Source organism: Sphingomonas sp. NY01 (assembly GCF_038809135.1).
Classification (GTDB): domain Bacteria; phylum Pseudomonadota; class Alphaproteobacteria; order Sphingomonadales; family Sphingomonadaceae; genus Sphingomonas; species Sphingomonas carotinifaciens.
The window spans coordinates 1,701,787-1,728,749 of record NZ_CP101722.1 but is presented as its reverse complement, the minus strand read 5'-3'; the positions used below and the strand labels follow the sequence as shown (position 1 = coordinate 1,728,749).

General features: G+C 66.2%; 28 protein-coding genes. 14 read left to right on the top strand and 14 right to left on the bottom strand.

Features of this window, described 5'->3' with window-relative positions; all coding sequences use genetic code 11:
• Positions 1–47 precede the first annotated feature (47 nt).
• Entirely contained in the window at positions 48–1,442 is a 1,395-nt protein-coding gene (locus NPJ82_RS08465; protein ID WP_342658991.1) for an MFS transporter, read from the top strand.
• A gap of 79 nt (positions 1,443–1,521) precedes the next feature.
• Positions 1,522–2,349 (top strand): alpha/beta hydrolase, encoded by an 828-nt coding sequence (locus NPJ82_RS08460; protein WP_342657003.1) that lies wholly within the window; start codon positions 1,522–1,524, stop codon positions 2,347–2,349.
• A 34-nt stretch (positions 2,350–2,383) separates the two neighbouring features.
• Here the strand turns inward: NPJ82_RS08460 and NPJ82_RS08455 are convergent, their stop codons facing one another.
• Both NPJ82_RS08455 and eno read right to left on the bottom strand, forming a co-directional pair.
• On the bottom strand, positions 2,384–2,665 hold the full coding sequence (locus NPJ82_RS08455) for a septum formation initiator family protein (RefSeq protein ID WP_235904105.1): 282 nt from the start codon (positions 2,663–2,665) through the stop codon (positions 2,384–2,386).
• 71 nt (positions 2,666–2,736) lie between these two features.
• Positions 2,737–4,017 carry a phosphopyruvate hydratase gene (eno, locus tag NPJ82_RS08450; protein ID WP_342657002.1) on the bottom strand — a complete coding sequence of 427 codons (1,281 nt, stop codon included), beginning with the start codon at positions 4,015–4,017 and terminating at the stop codon, positions 2,737–2,739.
• A gap of 139 nt (positions 4,018–4,156) precedes the next feature.
• Between eno and NPJ82_RS08445 the strand changes: the two genes are divergently transcribed.
• The 5 genes from NPJ82_RS08445 to NPJ82_RS08425 all read left to right on the top strand — a co-directional run bounded on the left by NPJ82_RS08445 (position 4,157) and on the right by NPJ82_RS08425 (position 7,771).
• A complete protein-coding gene (locus NPJ82_RS08445) occupies positions 4,157–4,678 on the top strand; it encodes a hypothetical protein (protein ID WP_342657001.1) in 522 nt (173 codons plus the stop codon).
• On the top strand, positions 4,678–5,049 hold the full coding sequence (locus tag NPJ82_RS08440) for a phage holin family protein (protein ID WP_342658990.1): 372 nt from the start codon (positions 4,678–4,680) through the stop codon (positions 5,047–5,049). The genes NPJ82_RS08445 and NPJ82_RS08440 overlap by 1 nt, the downstream gene beginning before the upstream one ends.
• Positions 5,046–5,378, top strand: a complete 333-nt coding sequence (locus NPJ82_RS08435) for a DUF3618 domain-containing protein (RefSeq protein ID WP_112383207.1) — start codon at positions 5,046–5,048, stop codon at positions 5,376–5,378. The genes NPJ82_RS08440 and NPJ82_RS08435 overlap by 4 nt, the downstream gene beginning before the upstream one ends.
• 3 nt (positions 5,379–5,381) lie before the next feature.
• A complete protein-coding gene (locus NPJ82_RS08430) occupies positions 5,382–5,774 on the top strand; it encodes a hypothetical protein (protein WP_175580850.1) in 393 nt (130 codons plus the stop codon).
• Between the two features lie 179 nt (positions 5,775–5,953).
• Entirely contained in the window at positions 5,954–7,771 is a 1,818-nt protein-coding gene (locus tag NPJ82_RS08425) for a DUF885 domain-containing protein (protein ID WP_342657000.1), read from the top strand.
• A 50-nt stretch (positions 7,772–7,821) separates the two neighbouring features.
• On the opposite strand, the gene NPJ82_RS08420 is transcribed toward NPJ82_RS08425, so the two are convergent.
• From NPJ82_RS08420 to cyoA, 7 genes are all read right to left on the bottom strand, one after another.
• On the bottom strand, positions 7,822–8,355 hold the full coding sequence (locus NPJ82_RS08420; RefSeq protein ID WP_112383205.1) for a response regulator transcription factor: 534 nt from the start codon (positions 8,353–8,355) through the stop codon (positions 7,822–7,824).
• The gene (locus tag NPJ82_RS08415) at positions 8,334–9,689 is read right to left on the bottom strand and encodes an ATP-binding protein (protein WP_342656999.1); all 1,356 of its coding nucleotides are present in this window, start codon (positions 9,687–9,689) and stop codon (positions 8,334–8,336) included. Before NPJ82_RS08415 ends, NPJ82_RS08420 begins: the two co-directional genes overlap by 22 nt.
• Positions 9,686–10,372, bottom strand: a complete 687-nt coding sequence (locus tag NPJ82_RS08410) for an SURF1 family protein (protein WP_342656998.1) — start codon at positions 10,370–10,372, stop codon at positions 9,686–9,688. Before NPJ82_RS08410 ends, NPJ82_RS08415 begins: the two co-directional genes overlap by 4 nt.
• A complete protein-coding gene (cyoD, locus tag NPJ82_RS08405) occupies positions 10,369–10,686 on the bottom strand; it encodes a cytochrome o ubiquinol oxidase subunit IV (RefSeq protein WP_112383363.1) in 318 nt (105 codons plus the stop codon). Before cyoD ends, NPJ82_RS08410 begins: the two co-directional genes overlap by 4 nt.
• A gap of 68 nt (positions 10,687–10,754) precedes the next feature.
• Positions 10,755–11,393, bottom strand: a complete 639-nt coding sequence (gene cyoC, locus NPJ82_RS08400; RefSeq protein WP_112383202.1) for a cytochrome o ubiquinol oxidase subunit III — start codon at positions 11,391–11,393, stop codon at positions 10,755–10,757.
• 2 nt (positions 11,394–11,395) lie between these two features.
• Positions 11,396–13,393, bottom strand: a complete 1,998-nt coding sequence (cyoB, locus tag NPJ82_RS08395; protein ID WP_342656997.1) for a cytochrome o ubiquinol oxidase subunit I — start codon at positions 13,391–13,393, stop codon at positions 11,396–11,398.
• A gap of 11 nt (positions 13,394–13,404) precedes the next feature.
• Entirely contained in the window at positions 13,405–14,511 is a 1,107-nt protein-coding gene (cyoA, locus tag NPJ82_RS08390; protein WP_342658989.1) for a ubiquinol oxidase subunit II, read from the bottom strand.
• A 241-nt stretch (positions 14,512–14,752) separates the two neighbouring features.
• Between cyoA and NPJ82_RS08385 the strand changes: the two genes are divergently transcribed.
• The 6 genes from NPJ82_RS08385 to NPJ82_RS08360 all read left to right on the top strand — a co-directional run bounded on the left by NPJ82_RS08385 (position 14,753) and on the right by NPJ82_RS08360 (position 20,032).
• Positions 14,753–16,084 carry an MFS transporter gene (locus NPJ82_RS08385; protein WP_342656996.1) on the top strand — a complete coding sequence of 444 codons (1,332 nt, stop codon included), beginning with the start codon at positions 14,753–14,755 and terminating at the stop codon, positions 16,082–16,084.
• 149 nt (positions 16,085–16,233) lie between these two features.
• Positions 16,234–16,506 (top strand): DUF1488 family protein, encoded by a 273-nt coding sequence (locus tag NPJ82_RS08380; protein ID WP_267349684.1) that lies wholly within the window; start codon positions 16,234–16,236, stop codon positions 16,504–16,506.
• A 142-nt stretch (positions 16,507–16,648) separates the two neighbouring features.
• Complete coding sequence (locus tag NPJ82_RS08375) at positions 16,649–17,707, top strand: diacylglycerol kinase family protein (protein WP_342656995.1); 1,059 nt, start codon at positions 16,649–16,651, stop codon at positions 17,705–17,707.
• A gap of 8 nt (positions 17,708–17,715) precedes the next feature.
• The gene (locus tag NPJ82_RS08370; protein WP_342656994.1) at positions 17,716–18,627 is read left to right on the top strand and encodes a hypothetical protein; all 912 of its coding nucleotides are present in this window, start codon (positions 17,716–17,718) and stop codon (positions 18,625–18,627) included.
• A complete protein-coding gene (locus NPJ82_RS08365; RefSeq protein ID WP_342656993.1) occupies positions 18,624–19,370 on the top strand; it encodes a nucleotidyltransferase family protein in 747 nt (248 codons plus the stop codon). The genes NPJ82_RS08370 and NPJ82_RS08365 overlap by 4 nt, the downstream gene beginning before the upstream one ends.
• Entirely contained in the window at positions 19,370–20,032 is a 663-nt protein-coding gene (locus NPJ82_RS08360) for an HAD-IB family hydrolase (RefSeq protein ID WP_342656992.1), read from the top strand. Before NPJ82_RS08365 ends, NPJ82_RS08360 begins: the two co-directional genes overlap by 1 nt.
• 35 nt (positions 20,033–20,067) lie before the next feature.
• Here NPJ82_RS08360 and NPJ82_RS08355 read toward each other — a convergent pair whose 3' ends face one another.
• The 3 genes from NPJ82_RS08355 to NPJ82_RS08345 all read right to left on the bottom strand — a co-directional run bounded on the left by NPJ82_RS08355 (position 20,068) and on the right by NPJ82_RS08345 (position 23,161).
• Positions 20,068–20,814: an APH(3')-I family aminoglycoside O-phosphotransferase gene (locus NPJ82_RS08355; RefSeq protein ID WP_342658988.1), complete on the bottom strand. Its 747-nt coding sequence runs from the start codon at positions 20,812–20,814 to the stop codon at positions 20,068–20,070.
• 62 nt (positions 20,815–20,876) lie between these two features.
• The gene (locus tag NPJ82_RS08350) at positions 20,877–22,052 is read right to left on the bottom strand and encodes a hypothetical protein (protein ID WP_342656991.1); all 1,176 of its coding nucleotides are present in this window, start codon (positions 22,050–22,052) and stop codon (positions 20,877–20,879) included.
• A complete protein-coding gene (locus NPJ82_RS08345; protein WP_342656990.1) occupies positions 22,049–23,161 on the bottom strand; it encodes a CDP-glycerol glycerophosphotransferase family protein in 1,113 nt (370 codons plus the stop codon). Before NPJ82_RS08345 ends, NPJ82_RS08350 begins: the two co-directional genes overlap by 4 nt.
• A 51-nt stretch (positions 23,162–23,212) precedes the next feature.
• Between NPJ82_RS08345 and NPJ82_RS08340 the strand changes: the two genes are divergently transcribed.
• Entirely contained in the window at positions 23,213–24,505 is a 1,293-nt protein-coding gene (locus NPJ82_RS08340) for a lipopolysaccharide biosynthesis protein (RefSeq protein WP_342656989.1), read from the top strand.
• A 4-nt stretch (positions 24,506–24,509) separates the two neighbouring features.
• Here the strand turns inward: NPJ82_RS08340 and NPJ82_RS08335 are convergent, their stop codons facing one another.
• Complete coding sequence (locus tag NPJ82_RS08335; protein WP_342656988.1) at positions 24,510–26,369, bottom strand: glycoside hydrolase family 15 protein; 1,860 nt, start codon at positions 26,367–26,369, stop codon at positions 24,510–24,512.
• 50 nt (positions 26,370–26,419) lie between these two features.
• Positions 26,420–26,911 carry a MarR family transcriptional regulator gene (locus NPJ82_RS08330; protein WP_342656987.1) on the bottom strand — a complete coding sequence of 164 codons (492 nt, stop codon included), beginning with the start codon at positions 26,909–26,911 and terminating at the stop codon, positions 26,420–26,422.
• Positions 26,912–26,963 lie beyond the last annotated feature (52 nt).

Here is a 26,963-nt window from a genome sequence, read left to right as displayed (position 1 = left end):
TCGATGCAATGCACCCGGTTGCCCGGCAATGGGTTAAGGGCGTCATGATGCACGATGGCCTGCCCACTCCCCGCCGCTTCGTTGCGATCGCCGCGATCTCTGCCGGTACGGCACTGGTCGTGATCGACGGCGCGATCGCCACTGTGGCGCTACCCACCATCGCCCGCGATCTGGGCGTCGGGTCCAGCGCGGCGGTGTCGGTCGTCACCGTCTATCAATTGACCCTGGTCATGCTGCTCCTGCCCTTTTCGGGCCTGGGCAACCGGATCGGGCTGAAGCGGATGTATCAGACCGGGCAACTCGTCTTCACCGTCGCCACCGTGCTGTGCTTCTTTGCCAAGAGCCTGCCATTCCTGCTGGTGGTGCGCGTCGCGCAGGCAGCGGGGGCGGCGGCGGCGCTCAGCGTGTCCTCCGCGCTTGTCCGGTCGATCTATCCGGCCCGCCAGCTTGGCCGCGGGCTGGGCGTCAATTCGGTCGTGGTGTCCAGTTCCGCGGCACTGGCGCCGACGCTCGGCGGCCTGATCCTCGGCGTCGCGCCGTGGCCCTGGGTGTTCGCCAGCGCGGTGCCGTTCGCCATCCTGTCGCTGGTGCTCGGCCGCGCCTTGCCCGAGCCGCCTCGCGGGGAAGAACCGTTCGACGTTCTGGGCGGCGTGCTGTGCGCCGCGATGTTCGGGCTCATCATCGGCGGCCTGGAAACGGCCGTGCACGGCGACAGTCCGATCGTGTCCGCCGCGATCGTCGCGCTCGGCATCTTCACCGGCGTCATCTTCATCCGCCGCGAGCGGGGCGAGATCGCGCCGATCCTGCCGGTCGATCTGCTCGGCCGACCGGTGCTGGCGCTGTCCACGCTTGGCGCCTTCACCGCGTTCGTCGCATCGATGACGCTGCTCCTGTCGCTGCCCTTCCGCCTCCAGCACGCCTATGGCCTGTCTCCGTCGGAGGTCGGGGCGATGATCGCGCCGTGGCCGCTGACCACCATGATCGTGGCACCGCTGGCCGGGTGGCTCTCGGACCGCTATCCCGCCGGGCTGCTCGGTGGCATCGGCATGACCATCGCCATCGGCGCGCTCTGCCTGCTCGCCTTCCTGCCCGCCCAGCCGGATTATGGTGATGTCGCATGGCGAATGGCACTGTGCGGCGCGGGGTTCGGCATGTTTCTGTCCCCCAACGCCCGCCTCATCATCGGCTCTACCCCGCGGGAGCGGGCAGCGGCGGCGGGAGGACTCATCTCCACCACACGCATGGTGGGGCAGACGACGGGCGCCACGCTGGTCGCGGCCCTTCTGGCGATGGGCATCGGCAGCGGCGGCGGCCCCGCGCTGATCGCCGCCGGACTGGCGCTAGTCGCCGGGCTGTGCAGCCTCGCCCGCCTGCGCCCTTCGATCCGCAACCCGCAAGGGCTGGAAGCCGACGACGTCCAGCCGGGCGCACAGGTCCGCTAAAGGACCAAGCCCGGCCCGACCGGAACGGGGCATCGTTCGATCCGTTGGCGCTGCGAACTTTTGGAGCCAGGAGACGATCATGCCCTATGTGAAAACCCGCGACGGGACAGACATCTACGTCAAGGACTGGGGATCGGGCCGCCCGGTTGTCCTGCTGCATGGCTGGCCGCTGTCGTCGGATATGTGGGACCCGCAGATGATGGCGCTGGCCGATGCCGGTTTCCGCGCCATCGCCTATGACCGGCGCGGCTTCGGACGGTCCGGCCAGCCCTGGTCCGGCTATGACTACGACACGCTGGCCGACGATCTGGCCGACGTGCTGGAAGCGACGGGTGCGACGCAGGACGTGACGCTGGTCGGCTTCTCGATGGGTGGCGGCGAGGTCGCCCGCTACATGAGCCGCCATCAGGGCAAGGGTGTCGTGGCCGCCGCACTGGTCGCCTCGGTCGTGCCCTATATGCTCAAGACGGACGACAATCCCGACGGCGTGCCGGAATCGACACTGCAGCAGATCGCGCAGGGCATCCAGGACGACCGCCCGCACTTCTTCCGCGACACCTTCTTCAAGCAGTTCTTTGGCGTCGGATACCTGACCAGCCCGGTCAGCGACGACGCGCTGGACTGGGCCACGGCGGTGGCGATGCAGGGCGGGTTGAAGCCGACCCTGGCCTGTGCCGAAGCGTTCGGTCACACCGATTTCCGCCCCGATCTGGCGTCGTTCCGCGTGCCGACCCTCATCATCCACGGCACCAGCGACCAGACGGTGCCGATCGATCCGTCGGGGCGTGCCGCGGCGGCCGGCATTCCGGGCGCGCAGCTGGTGGAATATGACGGCGCCCCGCACGGCCTGAACGTCACGCATGGCGAGCGGCTGACGCAGGACCTGCTGACCTTCCTGGGTCGCTGACGATAAAAGGGCCGGCATCGCTGCCGGCCCTTTGTCATTTCAGCGGAACGATCACCTCGTCAGGGTGCGTGACGTTCAGTTCCTTGCGGACCATCTCGTCCACCATGTCCGGATTGGCGTGATCGGGGTCGAGCAGCGCCACCCGGTTCTTCAGCACGGTGCGCTTCTGGTCCAGCGTCGCATAATAGCGTTCGCGCTTCGCCAGTTGCTGCTGATAGTCGCCATAGGCGAGCAGACCGTTGCGCCCCAGCACCGCATAGGCGCCGAAAAACGCGATCAACGTCAGCCCGAGCGCCGGCCACGCGGCCCGGCGCATCGTCTTGCGGAAAGGGGACGGCTTCTTCACGCCTGCCATTTTCGTGCGCCCGCCGCCCCGGATCAAGTGGCTTATTGCGTGAACAGGACGTCACGGCCCGCGTAGCGCGCCGAGTCGCCCAGTTCCTCCTCGATACGGATCAGCTGGTTGTACTTGGCGAGCCGGTCCGAGCGCGCCAGGCTGCCCGTCTTGATCTGTCCGCAGTTGGTGGCGACCGCCAGATCGGCGATCGTCGCGTCCTCGGTCTCGCCCGAACGGTGCGACATGACCGCGGTGTAGCGCGCGCGGTGCGCCATCGACACCGCTTCCATCGTCTCGGTCAGCGTGCCGATCTGGTTGACCTTCACGAGCAGCGAGTTGGCGAGGCCGTCCTCGATGCCCTGCTTCAGGCGCTTCGGGTTGGTGACGAACAGATCGTCGCCGACCAGCTGCACCTTGTCGCCGATCAGGTCGGTCAGCGCCTTCCAGCCCTCGAAATCATCCTCGGCCATGCCGTCCTCGATCGACAGGATCGGATAGCGCCGGGTCAGGTCGGCCAGATATTCGGCCATCTCATGGCTCGACAGGATCTTGTTCTCGCCGGAAATGTCGTACTTGCCGTTCTTGAAGAACTCGGTCGCGGCACAGTCCAGCGCCAGCATCACGTCGTCACCCGGCTTGTACCCGGCCTTTTCGACCGCCGACATGATGAAGTCGAGCGCGTCGGTCGTCGATGCGATATTGGGGGCGAAACCGCCCTCGTCGCCCACGCCCGTCGCCAGACCCTTGTCGTGCAGCGCCTTCTTCAGCGTGTGAAAGATTTCCGACCCGCAGCGCACCGCTTCCAGGATGTTGGAAGCGCCGACCGGCATGATCATGAATTCCTGGAAGTCGATCGGATTGTCGGCATGTTCGCCGCCGTTGATGATGTTCATCATCGGCACCGGCAACAGATGGGCGGAGACGCCGCCGACATATTTATAAAGCGGCAGGCCACGGGCCTCGGCCGCCGCCTTGGCCACCGCCAGGCTGACGCCCAGGATCGCGTTCGCGCCCAGCCGGCCCTTGTTCTCGGTGCCGTCCAGCTCGATCATCACGCGGTCCAGATCGGCCTGGTCCTCGGCGTCCAGACCGATCACCGCCTGCGCGATCTCGTCGTTCACCGCATCGATCGCCTGATCGACACCCTTGCCCATCCACCGGCTCTTGTCCCCATCCCGCTTTTCAACGGCTTCGTGCGCACCGGTCGAGGCGCCCGAGGGTACGGCGGCGCGTCCGAAGCTGCCGTCTTCCAGCAACACGTCGACCTCGACGGTGGGGTTGCCGCGGCTGTCCAGGATCTGGCGCCCGTGGATGTCGATGATTGCGGTCACGTAACGAAGCTCCTAAAAATGCCCGTGTGGTCGCGGGCGGCTGTATCTCGCACACGCGTTCAGGGCAATTGCGACCACGATGGAACCTCGTTTCCACTGACGGGGTTAAGCTGCGAACCGCAAAAGAAAGGGTTCCGTCATGGCCGACAACGACACCACACCGCCGGCAGCGACCGGGTTCGAACCGGCAGCGCCGCTGAAGACCGCGGGCGTGAATTTCAACCCGGAATCAAACGCTTCCGCCGAAAGCGGGACGAGCAGCGATGCCACGGATGGCGCTACCCCGACCAGCCCGAAGCAGGCGATCAAGGATGGTGCCGCCAAGGTGCAGCAGCAGGCGACCGACAAGATCTATGCACTCGCCGACGACGGCAAGGCCCGCGCCGGCAATGCGCTCGATCAGTTCGCGCAGTTGCTGACCGATGCCGCCGCCCAGGTCGATGAGAAGCTTGGCGAGCAATATGGCCAATATGCCCGTTCGGCCGCCGATACCGTCACCGGCTTCTCCGGCCAGATCAAGGACAAGCAGATCGACGATCTTCTGGACGATGCCCGCGCCTTTGTGCGGAACAGTCCGGCGGTCGCCATCGGTGTGGCTGCGGCGCTCGGCTTCGTCGCCGCGCGCGTCGTTCAGTCGGGTCTGGACCCGCGCGACGCGTGATGCAGGCGTCGTCGCCTATCCGGCCCCCCGCCCCCGCGGATGAGGGCGAGACGCTGACCACGCTGGTCGGGCGGCTCGTCGACGACAGTCGCAACCTGGTCGGCGCGGAGATCGCGCTGTACAAGGCACGCGGTCTGGAACGGGTATCGCGGTACAAGTCTGCCGCCATATTCTTCGTCGCGACGGGCGTTCTCGCCCTGGCGGGGCTGATCGCGCTGCTTGTCGGGTTGATATTGTCGCTCGCGACGCTGATCGGGCCGCTCGGTGCCACTGCCGTTGTCGTCGTCGTGGTGCTGGTCGTTGCCGGCATCCTGGCCATGATCGGCAAGTCGCGCATGAAGCAACCCATCCTGCCGGAGCATGGCGCATGAGCGACGAGCCCGTACGTCACCTCGCAGATGCAGAGGCGCAGGCCGCTGCCGCACGCGAACGGCTGTCGAACACCGTCGGCCAGTTGCAGGCCCGGCTCGACCCCAAGCTGCTCGCGCGCGAGGCCAAGGAGGCCGGCCTGCAGGCGGTACACACCGGGGTCGACAACGCCCGGCGCAATCCGGGCGTGGTCGCCGGGGCCACCGGCCTGCTCGGCCTGTTCCTTATCCGCAAGCCGCTTTGCCGCATGATCCGCCGCCGCCCCAAAAACAATGACATTCCAGCGAAACACCCCGCCTTGCGGGGCCGGTCCGCTGCCGAGAAGGAGTGATCCATGACCGACACCTCTAACGCCGATACGTCGCACACCGACCGCACGCAGGCAGCCAAGGACAAGGCGGCCGATGTCGCCCATCAGGCGGCGACGCGTATCGAAACCAACCCACTCGGCATCCTAGTGGGTGGTCTTGCCGTGGGCGCGCTGGTCGGCGCGTTGATCCCGCGCTCCACCCGCGAAAAGGCGCTGCTCGCCCCGCTGGGCCGCAAGCTCACGGAAACGGTGAAGACCGCCACCCAGGCCGCCCGCGAAGCCGGCATGCAGGAGCTGGATCAGCGCGGATTGACCAAGGACGCGGCCAAGGACCGCGCAAAGTCGATCCTGTCGGACGTCGCGAAGGCGGCCGGTTCGGCCGGCACCGCCGCCGCACAATCGGCACGCCAGCACTGAGGGCACGCACCGGGAACGTGTTCCACCACGTTCCCGGTCCAACCGTGGCGTGAGGACAAACGGTTCACGCGAATTGCGCCGATCCGGTAGCCGCCGTCCCATCCGCCGGCGTAGCCCCGACCTTGCGGAAAACCGATCCGCTCCACTAGGCTGTCTCCTCTTCCAGGAGACATCATCCCTTGCTTCTCAGATCCTGTTTCGCGCTTCTGCTCGCCGGCACTGCCGCACCCGTATTGGCGCAGGCCGTGCCGCCCCCTGCTCCGGTCGCCGGCGACAGTCGCGCCGATGTGAAGCTCAAGCGCCTCTTCCACGACAGTGACGAGGCCTCGCTGCGCCGCAACCCCTTGTCGGGCGTCTATCGCGGGGATCTGCGCTATGTCTCCGGCCTCGCCGATATCTTCTCCGACGCGTACATGGCCGCCGAGCGCAAGGCGGCGGCGGACGATCTTGCCGCCCTCGACCGGATCGATCGTTCGCGCCTCAGCCGTGTCGACCAACTGGCCTATAACGTATTTCGCCATCAGGCGAACCTGACGCTGCGGGGCTGGGCACCCGATCTCGTCGCGATATCCAGGCTGCTGCCACTCGATCACTTTGGCGGCATCCAGGCCTATTACCCGGATGTCGCATCGGCCGAGGGTGCGTCGCCCTTCCGCACCGTGGTCGATTACGAAAACAATCTGCGCCGCAATGCGGACTATGCCCGGCTGCTCGACGCCGCGATCGTCCGCTTCCGGCAAGGCATGGCCGCAGGTGTCGTGCAGCCGAAGCTGGTGGTGCAGAACATGATCGGCCAGTTCGACAATCTGATCGGCCAGGGCGTCGAGGGATCGTCCTTCTATGGCCCGGTGAAAACTTTCCCGGCCGCAATTCCCGCGGCCGAACAGGCGCGCCTGCGAACCGCCTATGCCGCGCAGGTCCGCGATGTGATCCTGCCGGCCGAACGGCGGATGCGTACGTTTCTGGCCGATACCTATCTGCCCGCGGCGCGGCCGACCATCGGCCTGTCGGCGCTACCCGGCGGCGACCGGCTCTATGCCTATCTGATCGAGTCGAACACCACCCTGCCCCTCAAGGCCGAGGAGGTACACCAGCTCGGTCTTTCCGAGGTCGCACGCATTCTGAAGGAGATGGATGCACAGCGGCAGGCCGCGGGCTTCAAGGGCACGCTCCCGGCCTTCTTCACCTATCTTCGCAGCGACCCGCGCTTTGCGCCGAAGACACCGGACGAACTCCGCCGGGCCTATGAGGCGATTGCCGCGCGGGTGAACGCCCGTATCGGCACGCAATTTTCGCTGGTGCCGAAAACCCGGCTGGAAATCCGCCCGGTGCCGGCGTTCCGCGAGAAGACCGACGCCGGTGGTTCCTACCAGGGTGGCACGCCCGACGGATCGCGGCCGGGTGTCTTCTACTACAACACCTATGACCTGCCTTCGCGCTACACCTGGGGTACCGAGACGCTGTACCTGCACGAAGCGGTGCCGGGTCACCACTTCCAGATCAGCCTCGCCCAGGAAAATACCGCGCTACCCGCCTTCATGCGGTTCGGGGGCAATACCGCCTATGTCGAAGGCTGGGCGCTATATGCCGAGACGCTGTGGCCGGAGCTTGGCCTCGAAACCGATCCCTATCAGCGCATGGGCGGGTTGAGCGACGAGATGCTGCGCGCGATGCGCCTTGTCGTCGACACCGGCATCCATGCCAAGGGTTGGACCCGGCAACAGGCGATCGACTATATGCTGGCCAACTCGCCGATGTCGCCGACCGATGCTACGGCGGAGGTCGAACGCTACATCGCCATTCCGGGTCAGGCGCTGGCCTACAAGGTGGGTCAGTTGACGATCCTGCGGACCAAGGCGAAGGCCAGGGCTGCGCTGGGCGACCGCTTCGATCCGCGTGGCTTCCATGCCGCGGTGCTCGACAGCGGATCGCTGCCGATGCCGGTTCTGGAACGCAAGATCGACGAATGGGTGGCAGCGCAGCGCCCGACGGGCTGACGTCATGCTCGTAGGCCCGGGCCTTTCCCCTAGCGGACGGGTCCGGCGCCCTACGGCACGTGTCGCTTCTCCAGTTTGCGCGCCAGGGTACGGCGATGCATTCCCAGGCGGCGTGCGGTTTCGGATATGTTGAAACCGGTGTCGGCGAGCGTTTCGTTGATCCGCTCCCATTCCAGCGTCTTGATCGAACTGGGCCGGTCGGTGATCGCGGTGGTGGCGTCGCCGCTCGCCTTGTGGAATGCGGCCTCGATATCGTCGGTGTTCGACGGCTTGGCGAGATAATGGCACGCTCCCAGCTTGATCGCCTCCACCGCGGTGGCAATGCTGGCAAAGCCGGTCAGCACGACGATCAGCATCTCGGGATCATGCGCATGCAGCGTCTTGACGCAGGTCAGCCCAGAGGCCTGCCCCAGTTTCAGGTCCACCACCGCATAGCCCGGCGTCTCGCGCGTCAGCACATCCGCCAGTTGATCCGGCGACCCGGCGACGGTGACATGATAACCGCGTCGCTCGAACGATCGCTGCAGCGTGCGTGCGAAGGTTTCGTCATCCTCGACGATGATCAGCGACCGGTCGTCCGCCATGTCTGTCCTCTCGCTTCGTGTTCCTGGTCTCGCTCGTTGATGCCTATGGTAGATAAGGGAAGCGTCAACGTCACCTCCGCACCGCCATCGGGGCCGCTTCTGTTGCGCGCCTCCGCCGAACCGCCAAGCTTGCGCATCACCATGGCGGCCAGAAACAAGCCGACGCCATGCCCTTCGCCCTTGGTCGACTGCGTCGGTTTTCCGAACTGCTCCAGGGTCTTCGGCGTAAAGCCCGGTCCACGGTCGCTCACCACCAGCCGTACGGCATCGTCCTCCCGCCGAACCCGCAACCCAACCCACGCCGGAGACGCCTCCCCAGCATTGTCCAAAACATTAACCACCGCCTGTTTTATCGCGGGGTCGGACACGATGCTGGCATCCTGCGCATCGCATTCATATTCCAGGGTTATCGCGGAATGGCTTGCCCGCCACCCTTCGACGATCGCGCCGATGAAGTCGCCGACATTCGACGCCATGGCCGCCTCTCCCCTCGGCTCCCCTGCCGACTGCAGGATGCGCGTCACGATCGCCTTGCAACGCTGCACCTCCCCCTGCATCTCGGCGATCTCCCCCATCAACACCGGATCATCCCGCAACCCCGGCATCCTCCGCCAATCGCCCAGAATGACGGACAGGCTGGCCAAGGGGGTGCCAAGCTCGTGCGCCGCGCCTGATGCGAGCAGGCCCATACGAACGATATGCTCCTCCTCGGACGCCTGCTGGCGCAGATCGGCCAGCCGCCCGGCGCTATTGCGTTGATTACGGCTGATCCGGGTGACGAACAGGATCAGCAGCGTCGCGACCAACGCGAACCCAAGCCAGTTTCCCCAGGTATGAAGCCCGGCAATATCTCCGAACAGCCAAGGCGGGTATGCCAGCGGACGGTTATGAAGCGACAACAATCCGAAGCACAGGATGGTGAGCGCCGCCAGAGCCCATGCCGACCAGCGCTCCAGCAGAACCGCGCCCAGGACTACCTGCACGAGATAGAGGGAGATGAACGGGTTGGTGGCGCCGCCGGAGAGGAAGAGTTGCAGGGTGAGCGTTCCGACGTCGAACATCAGGGCGAAGAGGAGTTCGGTGTTCGTGACTTTGTCGAAGCGCAGTCTGATGTGATTGGCGAGGTTGACGATCGCCGCCATGGCAACGACGCCGAGCATCGGCGCGAGCGGCAGGGGGACGGCCATCACCTGGCTGACGACGATGATGGTCAGCAATTGCCCCGCGACCGCAAGCCAGCGCAAATGGATGAGCTGGCGCATATTGGCGGTGCCGGCGGCGACATCGGGGTCGCGGGGCCGTATCGTGAAGGGTAGGATCGGGCGGTCGCTCATCGACGGCCGCGGCGGATCGCGATAACCGTCCCCACGACCGACATCAGTGCCAGCGTGTACCAGGTCAGCGCATAGCTGAGATGCGAATTGGGAAAGGTCGTCTGCGTCAGGCCAGAAATGGGACCGCCGGGCGCCGCAGGTCCCGAGGCGTCAATGAAGTAGGGCGCCACCGCCCCCAGTTCCTTTGCCGCAGCGATCGCGGCGACATCGCGCGAGTACCAGCGATCGGCGACGGGATCGTTGTTGCGCAGGAAGCCCCCCTTGGGTTCGGACATGCGGATCAGACCGGTGATGCGGACGATCCCGGTGGGGCGTGAAAAGCCGGTACGGCTGGGCACGAAGCCGCGATTGACCAGCAGGATGAAGTTGGAGGTTTGCAGCGGCGTCACGACCCAGAAACCGGGTCCGTGGACGGTTACCGCCTGGGTCAGCACGGTGCGCTCGTGCAGAAAACGCCCGGTGGCATAGACGCGGGTATAGATATCGTCGGCGCCGGCGCTTCGCGGTGCAGGAATGGGAGCTGAGCGCTGCCTGGCCTCCACCTTTGCGATCAGGTCCAGCTTCCATGCGCGGCGCTGCACCTGCCAGGTGCCCAGCGCGAGGAACAGCGCGACGAGCGCCACCCCGAGCGCGGCCAGGACGAACCGGCCGGAACCCCGCGCCGGTTCGCCCTTGTCGGTCACATGGCGCCCATGGCTTCGGCGGCCATCTGCGGCATCATGTTGGTGTTCATGTGATACATGACCCAGATCGATCCGCTGAGCGTGATGACGACCAGTACGACGGTGAAGGCAAGCGCCATGATCGTCCAGCCCCCTTCCGAACTGGTGTTCATGTGAAGGAAGTAGATCATGTGGACGATGATCTGCACGAAGGCGAAGGCCATGATCGTCAGGGCGGTCGCCTGTGTGTCGCCCAGGGCACCAGTCATGACGAGCCAGAAGGGGATCGCCGTCAGGATGACCGACAGGACGAAGCCGATCATATAGCCCTTCATCGAGCCATGGCCGTGCGTGTCGCCGTGCGAGTGCAGGTCGGCGTCGTGATTGGCGTGGTTGTCGAGGCTCACCGGAGGACTCCGAGCAGATAGACGAAGGTGAAGACGCCGATCCAGACGACGTCGAGGAAGTGCCAGAACATCGACAGGCACATCAAGCGGCGCTTGTTGTCCGCGGTCAGACCGAGGCGGCCGACCTGCACCATCAGCGTCACCAGCCAGATGATGCCGAAGGTGACGTGCAGGCCATGCGTGCCGACCAGCGTGAAGAAGGACGACAGGAAGGCCGAGCGCTGCGGCGTCGCGCCCTCATGGATGAGGTTCGCGAACTCGTAGAGCTCGATCGAAAGGAACGCCGCGCCGAACAGACCGGTGATCGCCAGCCAGGTCTGAACCTGCCCCTTCAGCCCCTTCTCCATCGCGATCATGGCGAAGCCATAGGTGATCGACGACAGCAGCAGCATCGAGGTGTTGAGCGCGACCAGCGGAAGCTCGAAGATCTCCCGCGGGGTCGGCCCGCCCGCATAGCTCGTCCCCAGCACGCCGTACGTGGCGAACAGGATGGCGAAGATGAGGCAGTCGCTCATCAGGTACATCCAGAAACCGATGGCGGTGCTGCCGCCGGTTTCGTGATGATGGTCATCGTCCTCGACCACGTAGAAGGTCGGGTTCTTGGTGGGGTCCTGGCTCAGGACGTCGGTGGACATGCTCAGGCTCCCTGGGCGAGCAGCTTGGTGCGCTCGTCCTCTTCATGGGCGACTTCGTCGACGGGGATGTAATAGTCGCGGTCGTAGTTGAAGGTATGACCGATCGCGACGCCGAGGATGGCGACAAGGCTGAGTGCGGCGAGCCACCACATGTACCAGATCATCGCAAAGCCGAAGGCCACGCTGAGCCCGGCAATGATGACGCCGGTGCCCGTGTTCCGGGGCATGTGGATCGGGCGATAGCCCTTCACCGGACGCTCATACTTCTTGTCCTTCATGTCGTGCCAGGCATCCAGGTCGTGGATGATCGGCGTGAACGCGAAGTTGTAGTGCGGCGGCGGCGACGAGGTCGACCATTCCAGCGTGCGGCCACCCCAGGGATCGCCCGTCAGGTCGCGCAGCTTATCACGGTTCAGGATCGACACGCCGATCTGGATCAGGAAGGCAGCGATGCCCACCGCGATGATCGCAGCACCGATTGCGGCAATGATGAACCAGATCTGGAGTGAGGGGTCCTCGAAGTGGCGCAGACGACGGGTGACGCCCATCAGGCCCAGCACGTAGAGCGGCGCGAACGCGACCCAGAAGCCGATGACCCAGCACCAGAAGGACAGCTTGCCCCACTTCTCGTCCAGCTTGAAGCCGAACGCCTTCGGCCACCAGTAGTTGATGCCCGCAAACATGCCGAACAGCACGCCGCCGATGATCACGTTATGGAAATGCGCGATCAGGAACAGCGAGTTGTGCAGCACGAAGTCCGCCGGCGGCACTGCCAGCAGCACGCCCGTCATGCCGCCGATCACGAACGTCAGCATGAACGCCACCGTCCACATCATCGGCAGCTCGAACCGGATGCGCCCCTTGTACATGGTGAACAGCCAGTTGAAGATCTTGGCGCCCGTCGGGATCGAGATCACCATGGTGGTGATGCCGAAGAACGAGTTGACGCTGGCGCCGGAGCCCATGGTGAAGAAGTGGTGCAGCCAGACGAGGTACGACAGGATCGTGATGACGATTGTGGCGTAGACCATCGAGGTGTAGCCGAACAGGCGCTTGCCCGAGAAGGTCGAGGTGACTTCCGAGAAGATGCCGAACGCCGGCAGGATGAGGATGTAGACCTCCGGATGGCCCCAGATCCAGATGAGGTTGAAATACATCATCGGATTGCCGCCGGCATCGTTGGTGAAGAAGTTCGTACCGACATAGCGGTCGAGCGTCAGCAGGGTCAGCGTGGCGGTGAGGACGGGGAAGCTCGCGACGATCAGCACGTTGGTGCACAGAGCGGTCCAGGTGAAGACCGGCAGCTTCATCATGGTCATGCCGGGCGCGCGCATCTTGATGATCGTCGCGACCAGGTTGATGCCGGACAGCGTCGTGCCGACACCGGCCACCTGCAAGGCCCATAGATAGTAATCGACGCCGACATCCGGGCTGTAATCGAGCCCCGACAGCGGCGGGAAGGCCAGCCAGCCAGTCCGCGCGAATTCGCCAATGAACAGCGACATCATGATGAGGACAGCGCCGCCGACCGTCATCCAGAAGCTGAGATTGTTCAGGTACGGGAACGACACGTCCCGCGCGCCGATCTGGAGCGGCAGGACGTAGTTCATCAGGCCGGTCACCATCGGCATGGCGACGAAGAAGATCATGATGACGCCGTGGGCGGTGAACACCTGATCATAGTGATGAGCGTTCAGGTAGCCCTCGTTTGCGCCGAACGAGATGGCCTGCTGGCCGCGCATCATCAGTGCGTCGGCAAAGCCGCGCAGCAGCATGATGACGCCCAGCACCATGTACATGATGCCGATCTTCTTGTGGTCGACGCTGGTGAACCACTCCTTCCAGAGATAGCCCCACAGCTTGTACTTGGTCAGCAGGCCGAGCACGGCAAGGCCGCCCACCAGCACGCCGGCAAAGGTCGCCACGAGGATCGGCTCATGGATGGGAAAGGATTCGAACGATAGCCGCCCGAAGATGGTCTTGATGAGTGTTTGATCCATGATCGAATACCTCAACCGCGATCCACACCGGCAGTGCCGGGGATGCGCGGGGTGGTGGTGAAGCTCATGCGGCGGTTCTTTGCATTACCGGGATCGGTGTTGCCCGGCGCCGGCAGGGGTTCCTTGCTCTGGTGCGGCGCCGTCTCGATCTCGTCAGGCGACTTCTGGAGCGCGCCCTTGGTGGCGTCGCCATGCATCGGCCCGGTGTTGTTGACGGGCGGATTGCCCTCCCCGGCCTCGATCTTGTGCGGGTCGCCGCCGGCCTTGCGATCGTGCATCATGACGTCGCTCATGCACGGCTTGCCCGGCTCGACGCAGCGATTGACGATCAGATCGAACAGTCCGGGCGCGACCGCCGAGAAGCGCATCGGCGGCACTTTCTCGCTGGGCTTTTCAAGCTGCACGAAGGTCGCGCGGCTGAGGCTGCCCTGCCCGCCCTTCACGCCCGCGACCCACTGGTCGAAGGCGCCGTCCTGCATGGCATAGACCTTGAAGTTCATGTCGGAGAAGCCGGCGCCGCTATAGTGCGACGAGAAGCCGTCAAACGTACCCGGCTTGTTGATCACCGCATGCAGCGCGGTTTCCATGCCCGGCATGGTGTAGATCATGCCGGCCATAGTGGGCACGTAGAAGGCGTTCATCACGCTGGTGCCGGTCAGGCGGAAACGGACCGGGCGATCAACGGGCAGCGCAAGCTGGTTGACGGTCGCGATGCCCTGTTCCGGGTAGATGAACAGCCACTTCCAGTCCATCGAGACGACCTGCACCTCCAGCGGGCGGACGTCCTGCGCCACCTTCTTGCCCGGCGCAGTGCGCTCGATCGGGCGATAGGGATCGAGCAGGTGGGTGCTGGTCCAGGTGACGGCGCCCAGGCAGATGATGATCAGCAGCGGGGCGGCCCAGATGACGAGTTCGAGCGGGGTCGAATGGTCGAAATGCGGATCATAATCCGCCTCCTTGTTCGCGGCCCGGTACTTCCACGCGAACAGGCAGGTCAGGATCATGACGGGGATGATGATGAGCAGCATCAGCCCGGTCGAGATCAGCACGAGATCGCGCTGCTGCACGGCAACATCGCCGGCCGGGTTCATCACAACCGCGTCGCATCCACCCAGCATGGCCAGGATCGGCAAGGCAAGGAGGGGCGGGGCGGCCCGGCGAAGGGAGCGCACGCGCGCAAGGCTCGAGGAATGAAGCATATCGACCGCGCCGCTACGCCTTTGCTGCACCTGCGCACATTGGACAGTTTGTCCAATCCCCCCAGGTAGCGGAAAGGCGCATAGGGCCATGCAATCAGAGGGTTTGCGCGCGTTGCACCGCGGGAACCCGGAACGTGATATGCAGTCAGGACCGGCAGCCATGAGCGCAGAACTAACCGCGTCGAGCTCGACGCCCCTCGAGCGGGACGCCCGCCTCGTCAACGCGCGCGAGCATCGCATCGCACCGGGCGAGATCGCAATCGGCGTCATCATCGGCCGTACCTCCGAATTCTTCGACTTCTTCGTTTATGCGATCGCATCGGTGCTGGTCTTCCCGTCGCTGATCTTTCCGTATGTCGATGCGCTGACGGGTACGATGTATTCCTTTGCGCTGTTCGCGCTGGCGTTCATCGCGCGGCCGATCGGCACCTTCGGCTTCATGGCGATCGATCGCCGGCATGGCCGCGGTGTAAAGCTGACCATCGCTTTGTTCCTGCTTGGCGGATCGACGATGGCGATCGCCTTCCTGCCCGGTTATGCCCAGATCGGCACGGCCGCTGCCGTGTTGCTGGCGATCTTCCGCGCGGCGCAGGGTATCGCGCTTGGCGGCGCATGGGACGGCCTGCCCTCGCTCCTGTCGCTGAACGCGCCGGAGAACAAGCGCGGCTGGTATGCGATGGTCCCGCAACTGGGGGCGCCGCTGGGCCTGCTGGTCGCCAGCGGTCTGTTCGCCTTTTTCATGGCAACGCTGAGCCGCGCCGACTTCCTTGACTGGGGATGGCGCTACCCCTTCTTCGTCGCCTTCGCGATCAACGTGGTGGCGCTGTTCGCACGGCTGCGCATCGTGGCGACGCCGGAATTCCAGCGACTGTTCGAAACCCGCGATCTGCAGCCGGCACCGGTGGGCGAGACGCTGCGCGAAGAGGGCCGCACCGTGGTGCTGGGCGCGTTCGCACCGCTTGCCAGCTTTGCGCTGTTCCACCTCGTCACCGTGTTTCCGCTGTCCTGGGTCGTGCTGTTCAACCGGGAGCAGCCGACCGACTTCCTGTTGATCGAGATGCTGGGCGCCGTGTTCGGCGTGCTCGCCATCCTCGCCTCGGGCATGATCGCCGACCGCGTCGGGCGGCGCACGCTGCTCGGCACCTCCGCCGCGCTGATCGCGGCCTATAGCGGCTTTGCGCCGCAGCTGCTCGACAATGGCGGCTGGGGCGAGCTGTCATACATGATCCTGGGTTTCGTGCTGCTGGGCCTGGCGTTCGGCCAGTCCTCGGGCGCGGTGAATTCGGGCTTCTCGGCCATGCGCCGTTATACCGGTGCGGCGATCACGTCGGATCTGGCATGGCTGATCGGCGCAGGCTTCGCGCCGCTGGCCGCGCTGTTGCTGGCGGCGCATTTCGGGTTGCTGTCGGTCGGTTTCTACCTGCTGTCGGGTGCGATCTGCACGCTGGCGGCGCTGGGCATCAACAAGGAGCTGGCCAAGCGGATCGAATGATCGATCCGGTTTTTCGCCGGCCTCTCGGAAAGCCGGGCAGTTCATGCTGCCCGGCTTTTTTCGTGCGCGTTCAGCGGGGCAGCATGGAACCCTTTGCGGCGATGTTGCGTCCCCTCCCCCACATGCCACTGGAAGGGACGAGAGTGACAATGGCCGATGACGCGCTGACCATCGTGAAGGGCACGCTGGAGGACAATGCCGGGGACCGGCAGGTCGAGTTCGTGGGCGAGATCGACGGCGAGGAATATCAGTTCGCCGTCCAATACGACCTGCTGGAAGCGCTTGGCGGCGACGCGCCGGATGGCGACGCCATCGAGATTTTCGAACGGTACAGCGACGACATCCTGGAGGCGGCCCTGACCGCGCTGGGCCGTGACATGGAGCAGCCGGTGGTGATCGTCAGCGAGAATGATCTGGAGTGATCAAGGCCGCCAACCCCTTGTATCCATTGCGCTGAGGGAGAATATGACGCTTTTGTAACAACTCGCCTGAAAATGGCCTTATTCCACGAACATGGCTGAAGATGTTCATGCCGTGTGCGGCCAGCGAAGGATAAAGTGGTCGATGCCGATCAGGATGCCGATCGACGGAAGTGATGGGTTGATCGGCCGGATCGACGGCGGGCTGGCGCGGCTGACCTCGGCGGAGTTCCGCGTCCGGCGCCCGGCCCAGACCGTGCGTCTGGACGGGCGGCGACTGGGCGGGGTGCAGCGGATCGGCGTGATCTGCAACGCCCGCGCGCACCGCAACCTGACCCGTGAATTCTCGCCGTTCACCAGTGCGTCGGGCATCGACTTTGCCGCACCGCGCACGCAGGAGGAATTGCACGCGGTTCTTGCCCGTTTCGCGTTGCGTGGGATCGACGCGCTGCTGATCGACGGCGGTGATGGTACGATCCGCGATGTCATTACCGCCGCGGCCCAGCATTTTGGCGACGCGATGCCGGATATCGCGGTCGTGCCGGCGGGCAAGACCAATGCTCTGGCCATCGACCTTGGCGTCCCCACCAACTGGACGATCAAGGCGGCGATCGAGGCGATCCATGGCCCGTCGCGCACGCAGCGTTCGCCCGTGGAAATCCGCCGGGTGGACGGTCGTGAGCCGATGCGGGTCGGCTTTCTGTTCGGCGCCGGCGCGTTCGTGCGTGCCACGGCGCTGGCCCAGGAAACCCACCGGATCGGCGCCTTCAACGGCCTGGCGGTCGGACTGTCGCTGGCAGGCGGGATCGCGCAGACGTTGTTCGGCGGTCGCGACAATGTCTGGCGGCGCGGCGATCCGATCCGGGTCGAACTGGATGACGGGCGCAGCGTGGAGCGGCCCTTCTACCTGCTGCTGGCATCGACGCTGGAGCGCCTGCCGCTCGGATTGAAGCCGTTCGGTCGGCCGCGTCCCGGCATGAAGCTGCTGGGGGTTGACGCCCCTCCGAAGGCGCTGTTCGTCTCCGCACCGATCCTGGTGGCGGGGTCGGAGGCGGGATGGCTGGCGCGCGCCGGCTATCACCGGCTGGATGCGAACCGCGTCGGCCTGACGCTGGACACCGGCTTCGTGCTGGATGGTGAGACCTATGCCGGTGGCGAGTTGATCGTTGCCCAGGGCCGCGCGCTCAACTTCGTGGTGCCCTGAGCCGTACGATGACGCTGGACGACTTCGTCGCCGCGGAGCTGGCGACGCCCCTGCCCCCGCCCATCGCGATGATGGCGGAACGCCTGGCGGGCGATGCGGATGTCGCCGCCGTCCTGTTCTATGGATCGGTGCTGCGGACCGGCGATCTGGACGGCGTGCTGGATTTCTACGTCCTGACCGATGCGCGTCGTGGCGACGTGCTGCACCGGACGGCGACCCGGTGGCTGTGGCCCGATGTGAGCTTTCACGAAATGGCGATCGGTGATGCCGTGCTGCGGGCGAAGGTCGCGACGATGCCGCTGCAGACCTTTGAGGATGCCGCATCGGGGCGGATGCTGGATACGACGATCTGGACGCGGTTCGTGCAGCCGGCGGCGCTGGCCTGGGTTCGGGATGCGGACACCGCGGCCCAGGTTCGCGCGAGTGTGGCGGCAGCGGCGGTGACGGCGGCGGGATATGCCGCGGCGCTGGGCCCTGAGAACGGCACCGCCGAAAGTTATTGGCGGGCGCTGTTCCGTCAGACCTACCGGGCCGAACTGCGCGTGGAGAAGCCCGGTCGCGAGGACCAGATCCTGCGCTACGATCCGGCGCGGTGGCAGCGTCTGTTGCCGCTGGCCTGGAACGCAGGCGGCATCGGGTACGACACCCACGGCGAGTTGCTGACGCCCTCGGTCGACCGCGCATACCGGCTACGGCGGTGGCAGGCGCGGCGGCGTGCGGGCAGGCCGTTGAACGTGGCGCGGCTGGTGAAGGCGGCCTTCACCTTCGACGGGGCGGCCCGATACGGCCTGTGGAAGATCGAGCGGCATACCGGCATCCACATCCCCCTGACCCCATGGCGCGAACGGCACCCCGTGCTGGCGGCACCGGCGGTGTTGTGGCGGGTGATGCGCGCGCGGTCGGCAGAGGCGGCACGATGAGCTTCCACGCGCTGATCCTGGCCGGCTCCCGCGGCGGCCCAGACCCGGTCGCGCTGCATGCCGGGGTGAGCGACAAGGCGCTGGCCTTGGTCGGTGGTCGCACGATGCTGGCCAGGGTCGTGGAGGCGGTGCGCGCGGCCGGCGCGGATCGCATCATGGTGGCGGCATCCTCCACCGCTGTAGCCCAGGCGGCGACAGCATTGGGCGCCGAAGTGCTGCAGGCAGCGGCGGGCCCGAGCGTGAGTACGGCCGCAGGATTGGAACAGCTTGGCGCGCCGTTGCTCGTGACGACCGCGGACCATGCCCTGCTGGAGGCCGGATGGATCTCCCGGTTCATCGCCGACGTGCCGACGGACGCCGATGTCGCGGTGCTGTTGGCACGGCGTGACGTGATCGAGCGTGACGTGCCCGGTACGCAGCGTACCTATCTGCGCTTTGCCGATGGCGCCTGGTCGGGTTGCAACCTGTTCCTGTTGCAGACTGCCGCGGCAGCCGACGCGGTGGCGCTCTGGCAGCGGGTGGAGCGGGATCGCAAGCGGCCCTGGCGGATCGTGCGTCGGCTGGGGCCGGGGCTGCTGCTGCACTACCTGGCGGGGCGGCTGACGCTGGACATGGCATTGCAGCGGATCGGGGAGACTGCGCGGGTGCGCGCCGCGATGGTCGCCAGCCCGTTCGGACGCGCGGCGGTGGATGTCGACAAGCCGGAAGATCTGGCGCTGGTGCGGACACTGGATGCCGGTTGATGCAGCGCATCGCCATCTACGATCTGGACCGCACGATCACACGCGCGCCGACCTGGACCCCCTTCCTGCTCCATGCCGCGCGCGGGAGTTGGCGCATGGCGATGGCGCCGGTGGCCGCGGGTGCCGCATTGCTGCACGCGCTGAAGCTGTACGACCGTGACCGGTTGAAGCCGATCATGCACCGGCTGATGCTGGGTGCGGCGCTGGACGAAGCCAGATCGACCGCGCTGGCGGAGGCATTCGCCGCCATGACGGACGACGGCAACATCCGGGCAGGCGCAAGGGAACGGATGGCGGCGGACCGGGCGGCGGGCTACCGCATCGTCATCGCGACGGCCGCGCATCGCTTTTATGCACAGGCGATTGCCGGTCGGCTGGGCGTCGAGGACCTGATCGCGACGGAGGTGATGCGGGATACCACCGGGCGGATCGTGCCGGCGCTGTCGGGCGCGAACTGTTACGGCCCGGCCAAGCTGGCGATGATCCGGGATTGGCTGGCTGGTCAGGGTGTTGACCGCGCGGAGTCGCATGTGCGCTTTTATTCGGATCACGCGTCCGATGCGCCGACCTTTGCCTGGGCAGACGAGCCGGTGGTGGTCAGCCCGGGTAAAAGGATGACCGCACTGGCGGTGGAGCGCGGGTGGCCGATCGAGCGGTGGTGAAAAGGATATGCGCAATTTCGGAGTGATGCCGCAGCTTAGAACATTTCATCCAGCATGAGGTGAAATTGCAGTTTGCGATCGTCCACGTCCGCAACTCCGTAGCGCCTCAGGAAGTGTGAACGAAGCGCATCGTCGAACTCACCCAGACAGTTCCACAGGATCGCAATATCCTGGTAGCGGTCGGCGATGCCGACCCGTCCGGCATCGATCAGCCCAACGACCTGGCCATCTTCCAGCAAGATGTTGTCGAGCGAGAAGTCGCCATGGGTCACGACGCGTTCGGGGGTGAACGGCATCAGGGCCTGCATGGCTTGCCATACCTCCTCGGCCGACCGGCCTTCGCGTTCCTCATCGAATTCATCTTCGGCGACGAGACCCTGGTCGATGCGCGCTCTGGCTTGCATCAGGCGATGATGATGGTCGCTGATGAAGGGGCATGTGTCGACCGGAATGGCGTGAAGCTGCCGGAGGAACGTGGCCAATGCATCTACCACGGCAAGGCGATCGCGCGGACGAGCCGTCAGATGCTGATATGCCGTCTGGCCGGGTATGGCCGTCATCAACAACCAAGCCTCGTCCCCCGTATGGACGAAATGCCGAATGGTCGGCACGGCTATGTGATTGCTCAGCCAGCGCAGGCGGACCATTTCGTCGGCGATGTCTTCGGCCACCATGCCCCGACCATGCTTCAGGAAGAGATCGGGTGCATCCTGTCTGCCGTGCAGGCGATACACGCCGCCGCCGGATTCGCCGATCATGTTGCGCATCCACCGGTAGCCCATCGTTGCGGTCGCGAGTCCCGGCGGCATTGCTATAGCCGCACACGCTTCTTCGCGACCGTCGGTTATGGTTTCCCCCCGTCCTTGGCGTCTTTGCCGAACCGCTCCACGATCGCGCGCGCGGCGCGCAGGGCGGCGGGTTCGGCGCCTTGATCGAAGGTATGGCGGAAGGCCGCTTCTTGGGCCGCTCGGTAGCCGGCGAACTCCGCCTGCGCGCTGTCGATGGCGGGGCCGAGGGCGGAGATATCATCCACCACGCGCCCCAGATGCCAATGGGCAAAGTTGGGGTCGGATGTCCATTCGACCTTGGCCGGGTTGAGGAAGACGGCGGGGCGTGGGCGGGCGATCCATTCGTAGATCTGGCTGCTGACGTCGCCGAGGTAGATGTCGGCGGCGCGGGTGTAGGTCATGTCGACGGAGGCGGTGCTGCCGGGGTCGAAGCGGATGTTCGGGCAAGCGCGGTAGCGATGGGCGAGGTCGCGGCGCCAGCGCAGGCGAGCATGCTCGACGGAGGCATGGATGCGCCTGCGGAACAGCATGACGTGGGGCGCGACCATCAGGTTGAAGCGGTCCTGTCCGGCAAACCAGTCCATCACCCCCTCCCCCATGCCGTACCAGGACGACAGACGAGGATCGAAATGCGGATTGTAGAGGACGGTCGGGCGGTCATTGTCGAACAACGGCTTGGGCGGCGTGGTGAAATCGATCGTGTCGAACTTGGGATAGCCGATGATCCGCGCCTGGCCCGGCGCGATCAGGCCCATCGCCTGCATCCGGTCATGCACCTTCTGCCCGGACAGCAATACGAGGTCGAAGCCACGCATGACGCCCCGGTACCCCACCGATCGGTCGCCGGCGCCGTGGGGAAGCCAAACATAGCGGAGATCGCGCAGGCCGAAGCGGTCGCGCAGCAGCAGCGAGGTCGTCTCGGGCACCACCAGAACATCGAGCGCCGCAAAGGCGAGCAGGTTTTCGCGCAATATCGCGACCCGGCGAAAGGGCGCGATCCAGCGCAGCCCGGCATCGAGCGCACGGGCAAGCGCGCCGATATCGAGGGAGACGAAGGTTACGCGGGCGGCCATCTCCGTGCCGATCACGTCGCACACCCGCGCCTGCTGCTCGGGCGAGCTGGTCAGGACGTGGACTTGAACATCCGGGAAAGTCGCGATCTGCGCGATGATCGGCGCGGTATGGCCGATCTGATGAAGCGCATCGTGGTTGAAGAGGAAGCCGACCTTCACCGCGCCAGCACCGCCGCGACGGCCTGTGCCGCCCGGGCAGCGGCACCGGGCGACCGGTCGCCGAGCGAGGCATCGGCCATCGCTTCCTGCCGGGCGCGGTAGAGGGCGTGACGCGCGGGCGCGGCGTGGATCGCCGCCATCAGGTCGGCAGGGTCGTCGACGACGTCGCCGAGGTGCCAGTGGGCGAAGCTGGGGTCGTCGCGCCAGTCGATGCGGTGGGCGTTCAGGAAGACGCAGGGGCGCGGGCGCATCAGGAATTCGTACACCTGGCTGCTGACGTCGCCGACATAGATGTCGGAGGCGACGGCGTAGGTCATGTCGACGGAGCGGTCGGAGCCGGGGTCGATGAGGACGTTGGGGGTACTGCGCGCGCGCCAATTTGTGTGGTGTCGTTCGGGGTGTCGGCGGAAGAGTTTGACGTGGGGGGCGACGATCAGGTTGAGGGAGGGATCGGCCGCGAAGCCGGCGAGCATCGGTTCGATGAAGCGATGCCAGGAGGTCAGGCGCGGTTCCTTGTGGGCGTTGTAGAAGACGGTGGGCGCGGCTTGCGAAAAGAGCGGCGCTGCGACCTCCCCGACGCGGAAGCCGGTTTCCAGCTTCACCGACCCGGTGAGCGTATAGGCGTCGGGGCGGATCAGCCCCTCGCGCAGCATGCGCTCGGCAGTCTTGGGCCCGGCGAGCAGGACATGGTCGAAGACCGCGATGTCGCGCACGAAGCCGCGCGCCCGGTCGCCGACGCCGTGCGGATGGTAGATCAGCCGGGGGCGCCGGACGCCGAGGCGGCGTAGCGCCGCCGCCGTATCCTCCACCGCGAAGATCGCGTCATAGCCGTCCAGTTCGGCGGCATTGTCGCGCATCACCAGATCCTTGAACATGCCCAGCCGCTTCAGCCGCTGAAGCGCGACGGTGAGCGGCGACCGGTGCAGGCGGCGGGTTTCGATCGGCGGCACGCCGTAGGCGGCACGTATCCGCTCCAGGTGATGCGGCGTTTCGGGATCGTTATGGTAGTTGACCACCGACCAGCCGGGACGGCGCGCCAATTCGAACGCGATGGCCGCGCCATGGTAGCACTGATAGGCTTCGGCGATATAGAGGAAGGCGATGCGCATGATCCGTCACCCCCTTAGCCTCTGATCGCCCTCGGAAGAAAGCCGTTGAACGTGTCCAAGTCCGCGCCGACCCCATTCGGCCGTGCGCTGCGCAATGTCGGCTGGCTGCTGACCGGCAAAGGCGTCGGCGCGGTGCTCAGCCTCGTCTATCTGGCCCTCGCCACGCGCTCGCTGGGCGTCGTGCGGTTCGGCGAGTTCACGCTGATCCTGTCGACGGGCCAGGCGGTCGCCGCGCTGGTCGGTTTCCAGACATGGCAGGTGGTGGTGCGCTACGGCATGGCGCCGCTGAAGGCGGGTGACGGGGCGATGCTGGGGCGCCTGGTGCGCTGGTGCACCGCGCTCGATCTGGGCGCGGCGCTGTTCGGATGCCTGGTGGCGAGCGTCGCGGTCGCCGTGTTGCGGGTGCGGCTGGGATGGGATGCGACCTTCGCGACCGAGGCCCTGCTGTTCTGCTTCGTGCTGCTGCTGACCTTTCGATCGACCGCGGTCGGCATCCTGAGGCTGCACGACCGGTTCGCGGTGGGCGCGATGGCGGATGCGGTGACCCCCTTCGCGCGCTGTGGCGGCGCGATCACGGCGGTGCTGATGCATGCGACGGTGCAGGGCTTCCTGCTCGCCTGGGCGGGGGCCGAGGTGCTGACCGCCATCGTCTACTGGACGGCGGCCCACCGGGCGGCGCCGGGCCTGCTGGGATGGTGGCGCGGGGCACAGGCCGCGCCACACGAAAATGCGGGGCTGTGGCATTTCGCGGTGGTGACCAACATGAACGCGTCGCTGAACGCCGCGAGCAAGCAGGTGGTGGTGGTGCTGGTCGGCTTTGCGACGGGACCGGCGGCGGCGGGCGCGTACCGGCTGGCCTATCAATTGAGCCAGGCACTGACGCGGGTGTCCGACATGTTTTCGCGCGGGGTGCTGCCGGAGTTCACGCGGGCGGGGGCCGAAGGGGACAAGCGGGACATGACGACCCTGTTCCGGCAATCGACGCGGCTGGCACTGGTGGCGGGTGGGTCGATCTGTCTGCTGGTGCCCCTGCTGGGAGAGCCGGCGCTGCGGCTGATCGCGGGCAAGACCTATCTGGGGGCGTATCCGGTGCTGGTGCTGCTGGGGCTTGCGGCCGGGCTGGAGGTCATGGGCGTGGCGTTCGAGCCGGTGCTGCTGGCGATCGGGCGGGCTGCGACCGCGCTGCGCATCCGCGTCGCATCGGTCGTCGCGCTGTTCGCGGCGATGGCGGTGCTGATGCCCGCCTACGGTGCGACGGGCGCGGCGGGGGCGACCCTGGTCGGGTCGGCCGTCGCACTGATCCTGTTCGGGCGGGTGGGATACCGGCTGGCGCGGGTGGGATAGCGTATCAGAGTTCGGCCCCGCACAAGGTCGCGGCGGCCTGGATCAGGGCGAGATGGGTCAGCCCCTGCGGCATGTTGCCGAGATAGGCGCCGGTATCGGGATCGATCATCTCGGCATAGACGCCGACGCCGCTGTCCAGCTTTTCGATGGCGGCCTCAAAGGCGGCCTCCGCTTCTGCCTTCTGGCCGAGCATCGCGCGCGCCTCGATCATCCAGAAGGTGCAGGCGAGGAAACACCCCTCCTCCCGGTCGACATCGGTGTAGCGATAATGGAACGCGCCCTTGCCGAGTTCGCGGTCGATCGCGTCCAGGGTACGGCGCAACCGGTCCTGTCCGTCGAAGCGGAAGCGGACGGCGAGCGCCAGGCTGGCGTCGAGCATGTCGCTGCCCGGATAGAAGAGATAGGCGCCGCGTTCCTCCGACCAGCAATGCTCGTCGATCCAGGCGGCGATCCGGTCGCGCTCGCGCAGCCAGCGGTCGCGGCAGGTGGTCGGGATCTGCCCGTCATCGGCCAGTTCGACCGCGCGGGCCAGCGCCTGCCAGCAACTGATCTTGGACATGGTGTAATGCCGGCTTTCGGGCAGTTCCCACAGCCCGGCGTCGGGCAGGCGCCAGCGGTCCGCGCAGTCGTCGGCGAGATGCGACAGGGTTTCCGCGCTGGCGGCATCGAGGATGTTGCCACAGGCGACGAAGCGGCTCGCCGTCTCGAAGATGTCGCCGTAGATGCCATGCTGATGCTGCGACCCGGCAAGGTTGCCGGTGCGGACCGGTCCCGAGCCGCGATAGCCGGGCACGTCGACGATCTTTTCCGCCGGCACCATGTCGCCCTGCAGCGTGTAGCAGACCTGCGGCTCGCTCTCGCCCAACCGCTTGAGCAGCCAGGTAAAGGCCGCCTTGGCCTCGGCCAGCGCGCCGATGCGCAGGAACGCCTTGATCGTGTAGCCCGCGTCCCGGATCCAGGCATAGCGATAATCGTAATTCTTCTCGCCACCGATTCCCTCGGGCAGCGAGGTCGTCGCGGCAGCGGCGATCGCGCCAGTGGGCGAGTAGAGGAGCAGCTTCAGCGCCAGGGCGCTGCGCATGATCAGCGCGCGAAAGCGATCGTGGCAGCGCAGCCGCTCCGTCCATTGCCGCCATTCGGCATCGGACAGGTCGATACGGGCATCGATTTCCTCGATCGCGGGGCAGACGAGCGGTTCGTCCTCCCCCGCGACGATCGCCACCACCGCACGCTCGCCCGGCCCGACCGCGACGGTGCCGGTGATCTGCCCGTCGATCAGCGGATCGAGCTGCACATTGTCGGAGTGGCGGAAGAGGCCGAGGACGTGGCCGACATGGAACACGTCATGCCCGCCGGCCTTGGCGAAATACGGGCTGACTGTGTCGGCGCGGCGGCCGAAGCGCAGCGACACGGCGAAGCGGACATGGCCGTCCAGCCCGTCGAGCCGGCGCGCGAACTCCGCCCAGGGCAGGCGACCGGCGGTGCCGCTGTTCATCGACTCGGTCAGCTTGGCCCGGCCGGTGTCGGTGGTGAAGATCGTCTCCAGCACGTTGCTGTCGGCGCGGTAGCGCCGCTCGACGGTAAAGGGCGCATCGGGGCTGAGCGCGAAATAGCCCCCCTGCTCCGCATCGAGCAGACGGTCGAACAGGGGCGGCGAATCCATGTTGGGGACGCACCACCAGTCGACCGCCCCGTCCGCGCCGCTGAACACCACGCTGCGCCCGTCGCCGAGCGTGCCATAGCGTTCGAGCGGCAGATGGCCGTCGGCATGGCGAAGGCCCTGTTGCGACAGGGCGGTGGCGGGTTCGGCGCCGTCGCCCAGCGTCGGGCCATCCCCCTCGCCCCGCCGGAACGGGTTCAACATGCGCGCGTGCGGTTAACGTATGTCATCCCGCGTTAACTCGCCAGCGGGGGTTACGCTCCGCGCTCGGGAGTGGGCGCAATCGAAGTGCACGCATCCGCACCGAGATGATCGGGCATTTCGGCGATCAACGCGGCGAGCAGCTTCTGGAGCAGCGTATCGAGCTGCGCGCGGTCATCGTCGTCGAAGGCGACAAACAGCCTTTGGGTCAAGGCGACGCGCATCGGCTCGCTGGCATCGATGGCGCGCTGGCCGGCGGGCGTGATGTGCAGGCGCTTGACCCGGCGATCCTGCGGGTCGGGTTCGCGCCGGACCAAGCCGTCCCGCTCCAGCGCGTCGACCGCGTCGGTGACGCTGCGCGGCGCCATGGTGAACACCTCCGCAATGTCGGCGGCGCGCGCGCGCCCGTTCCCGGCCTGGATGAGCAGGAGCAGACGGGTGCGGGCAAAGGACGCGCCCTGAGCGGTCATCGCCCGGTCGGTCAGGCGATGGGCCATCAGATAGACGCGGGCCAGGTCGCGGAGCAGAACCTCACTGGACTTCATGAGGAACCTCACTAAATGGCCTTGCCTAGTTCGGCAAGCCGGCGCAGAAGGC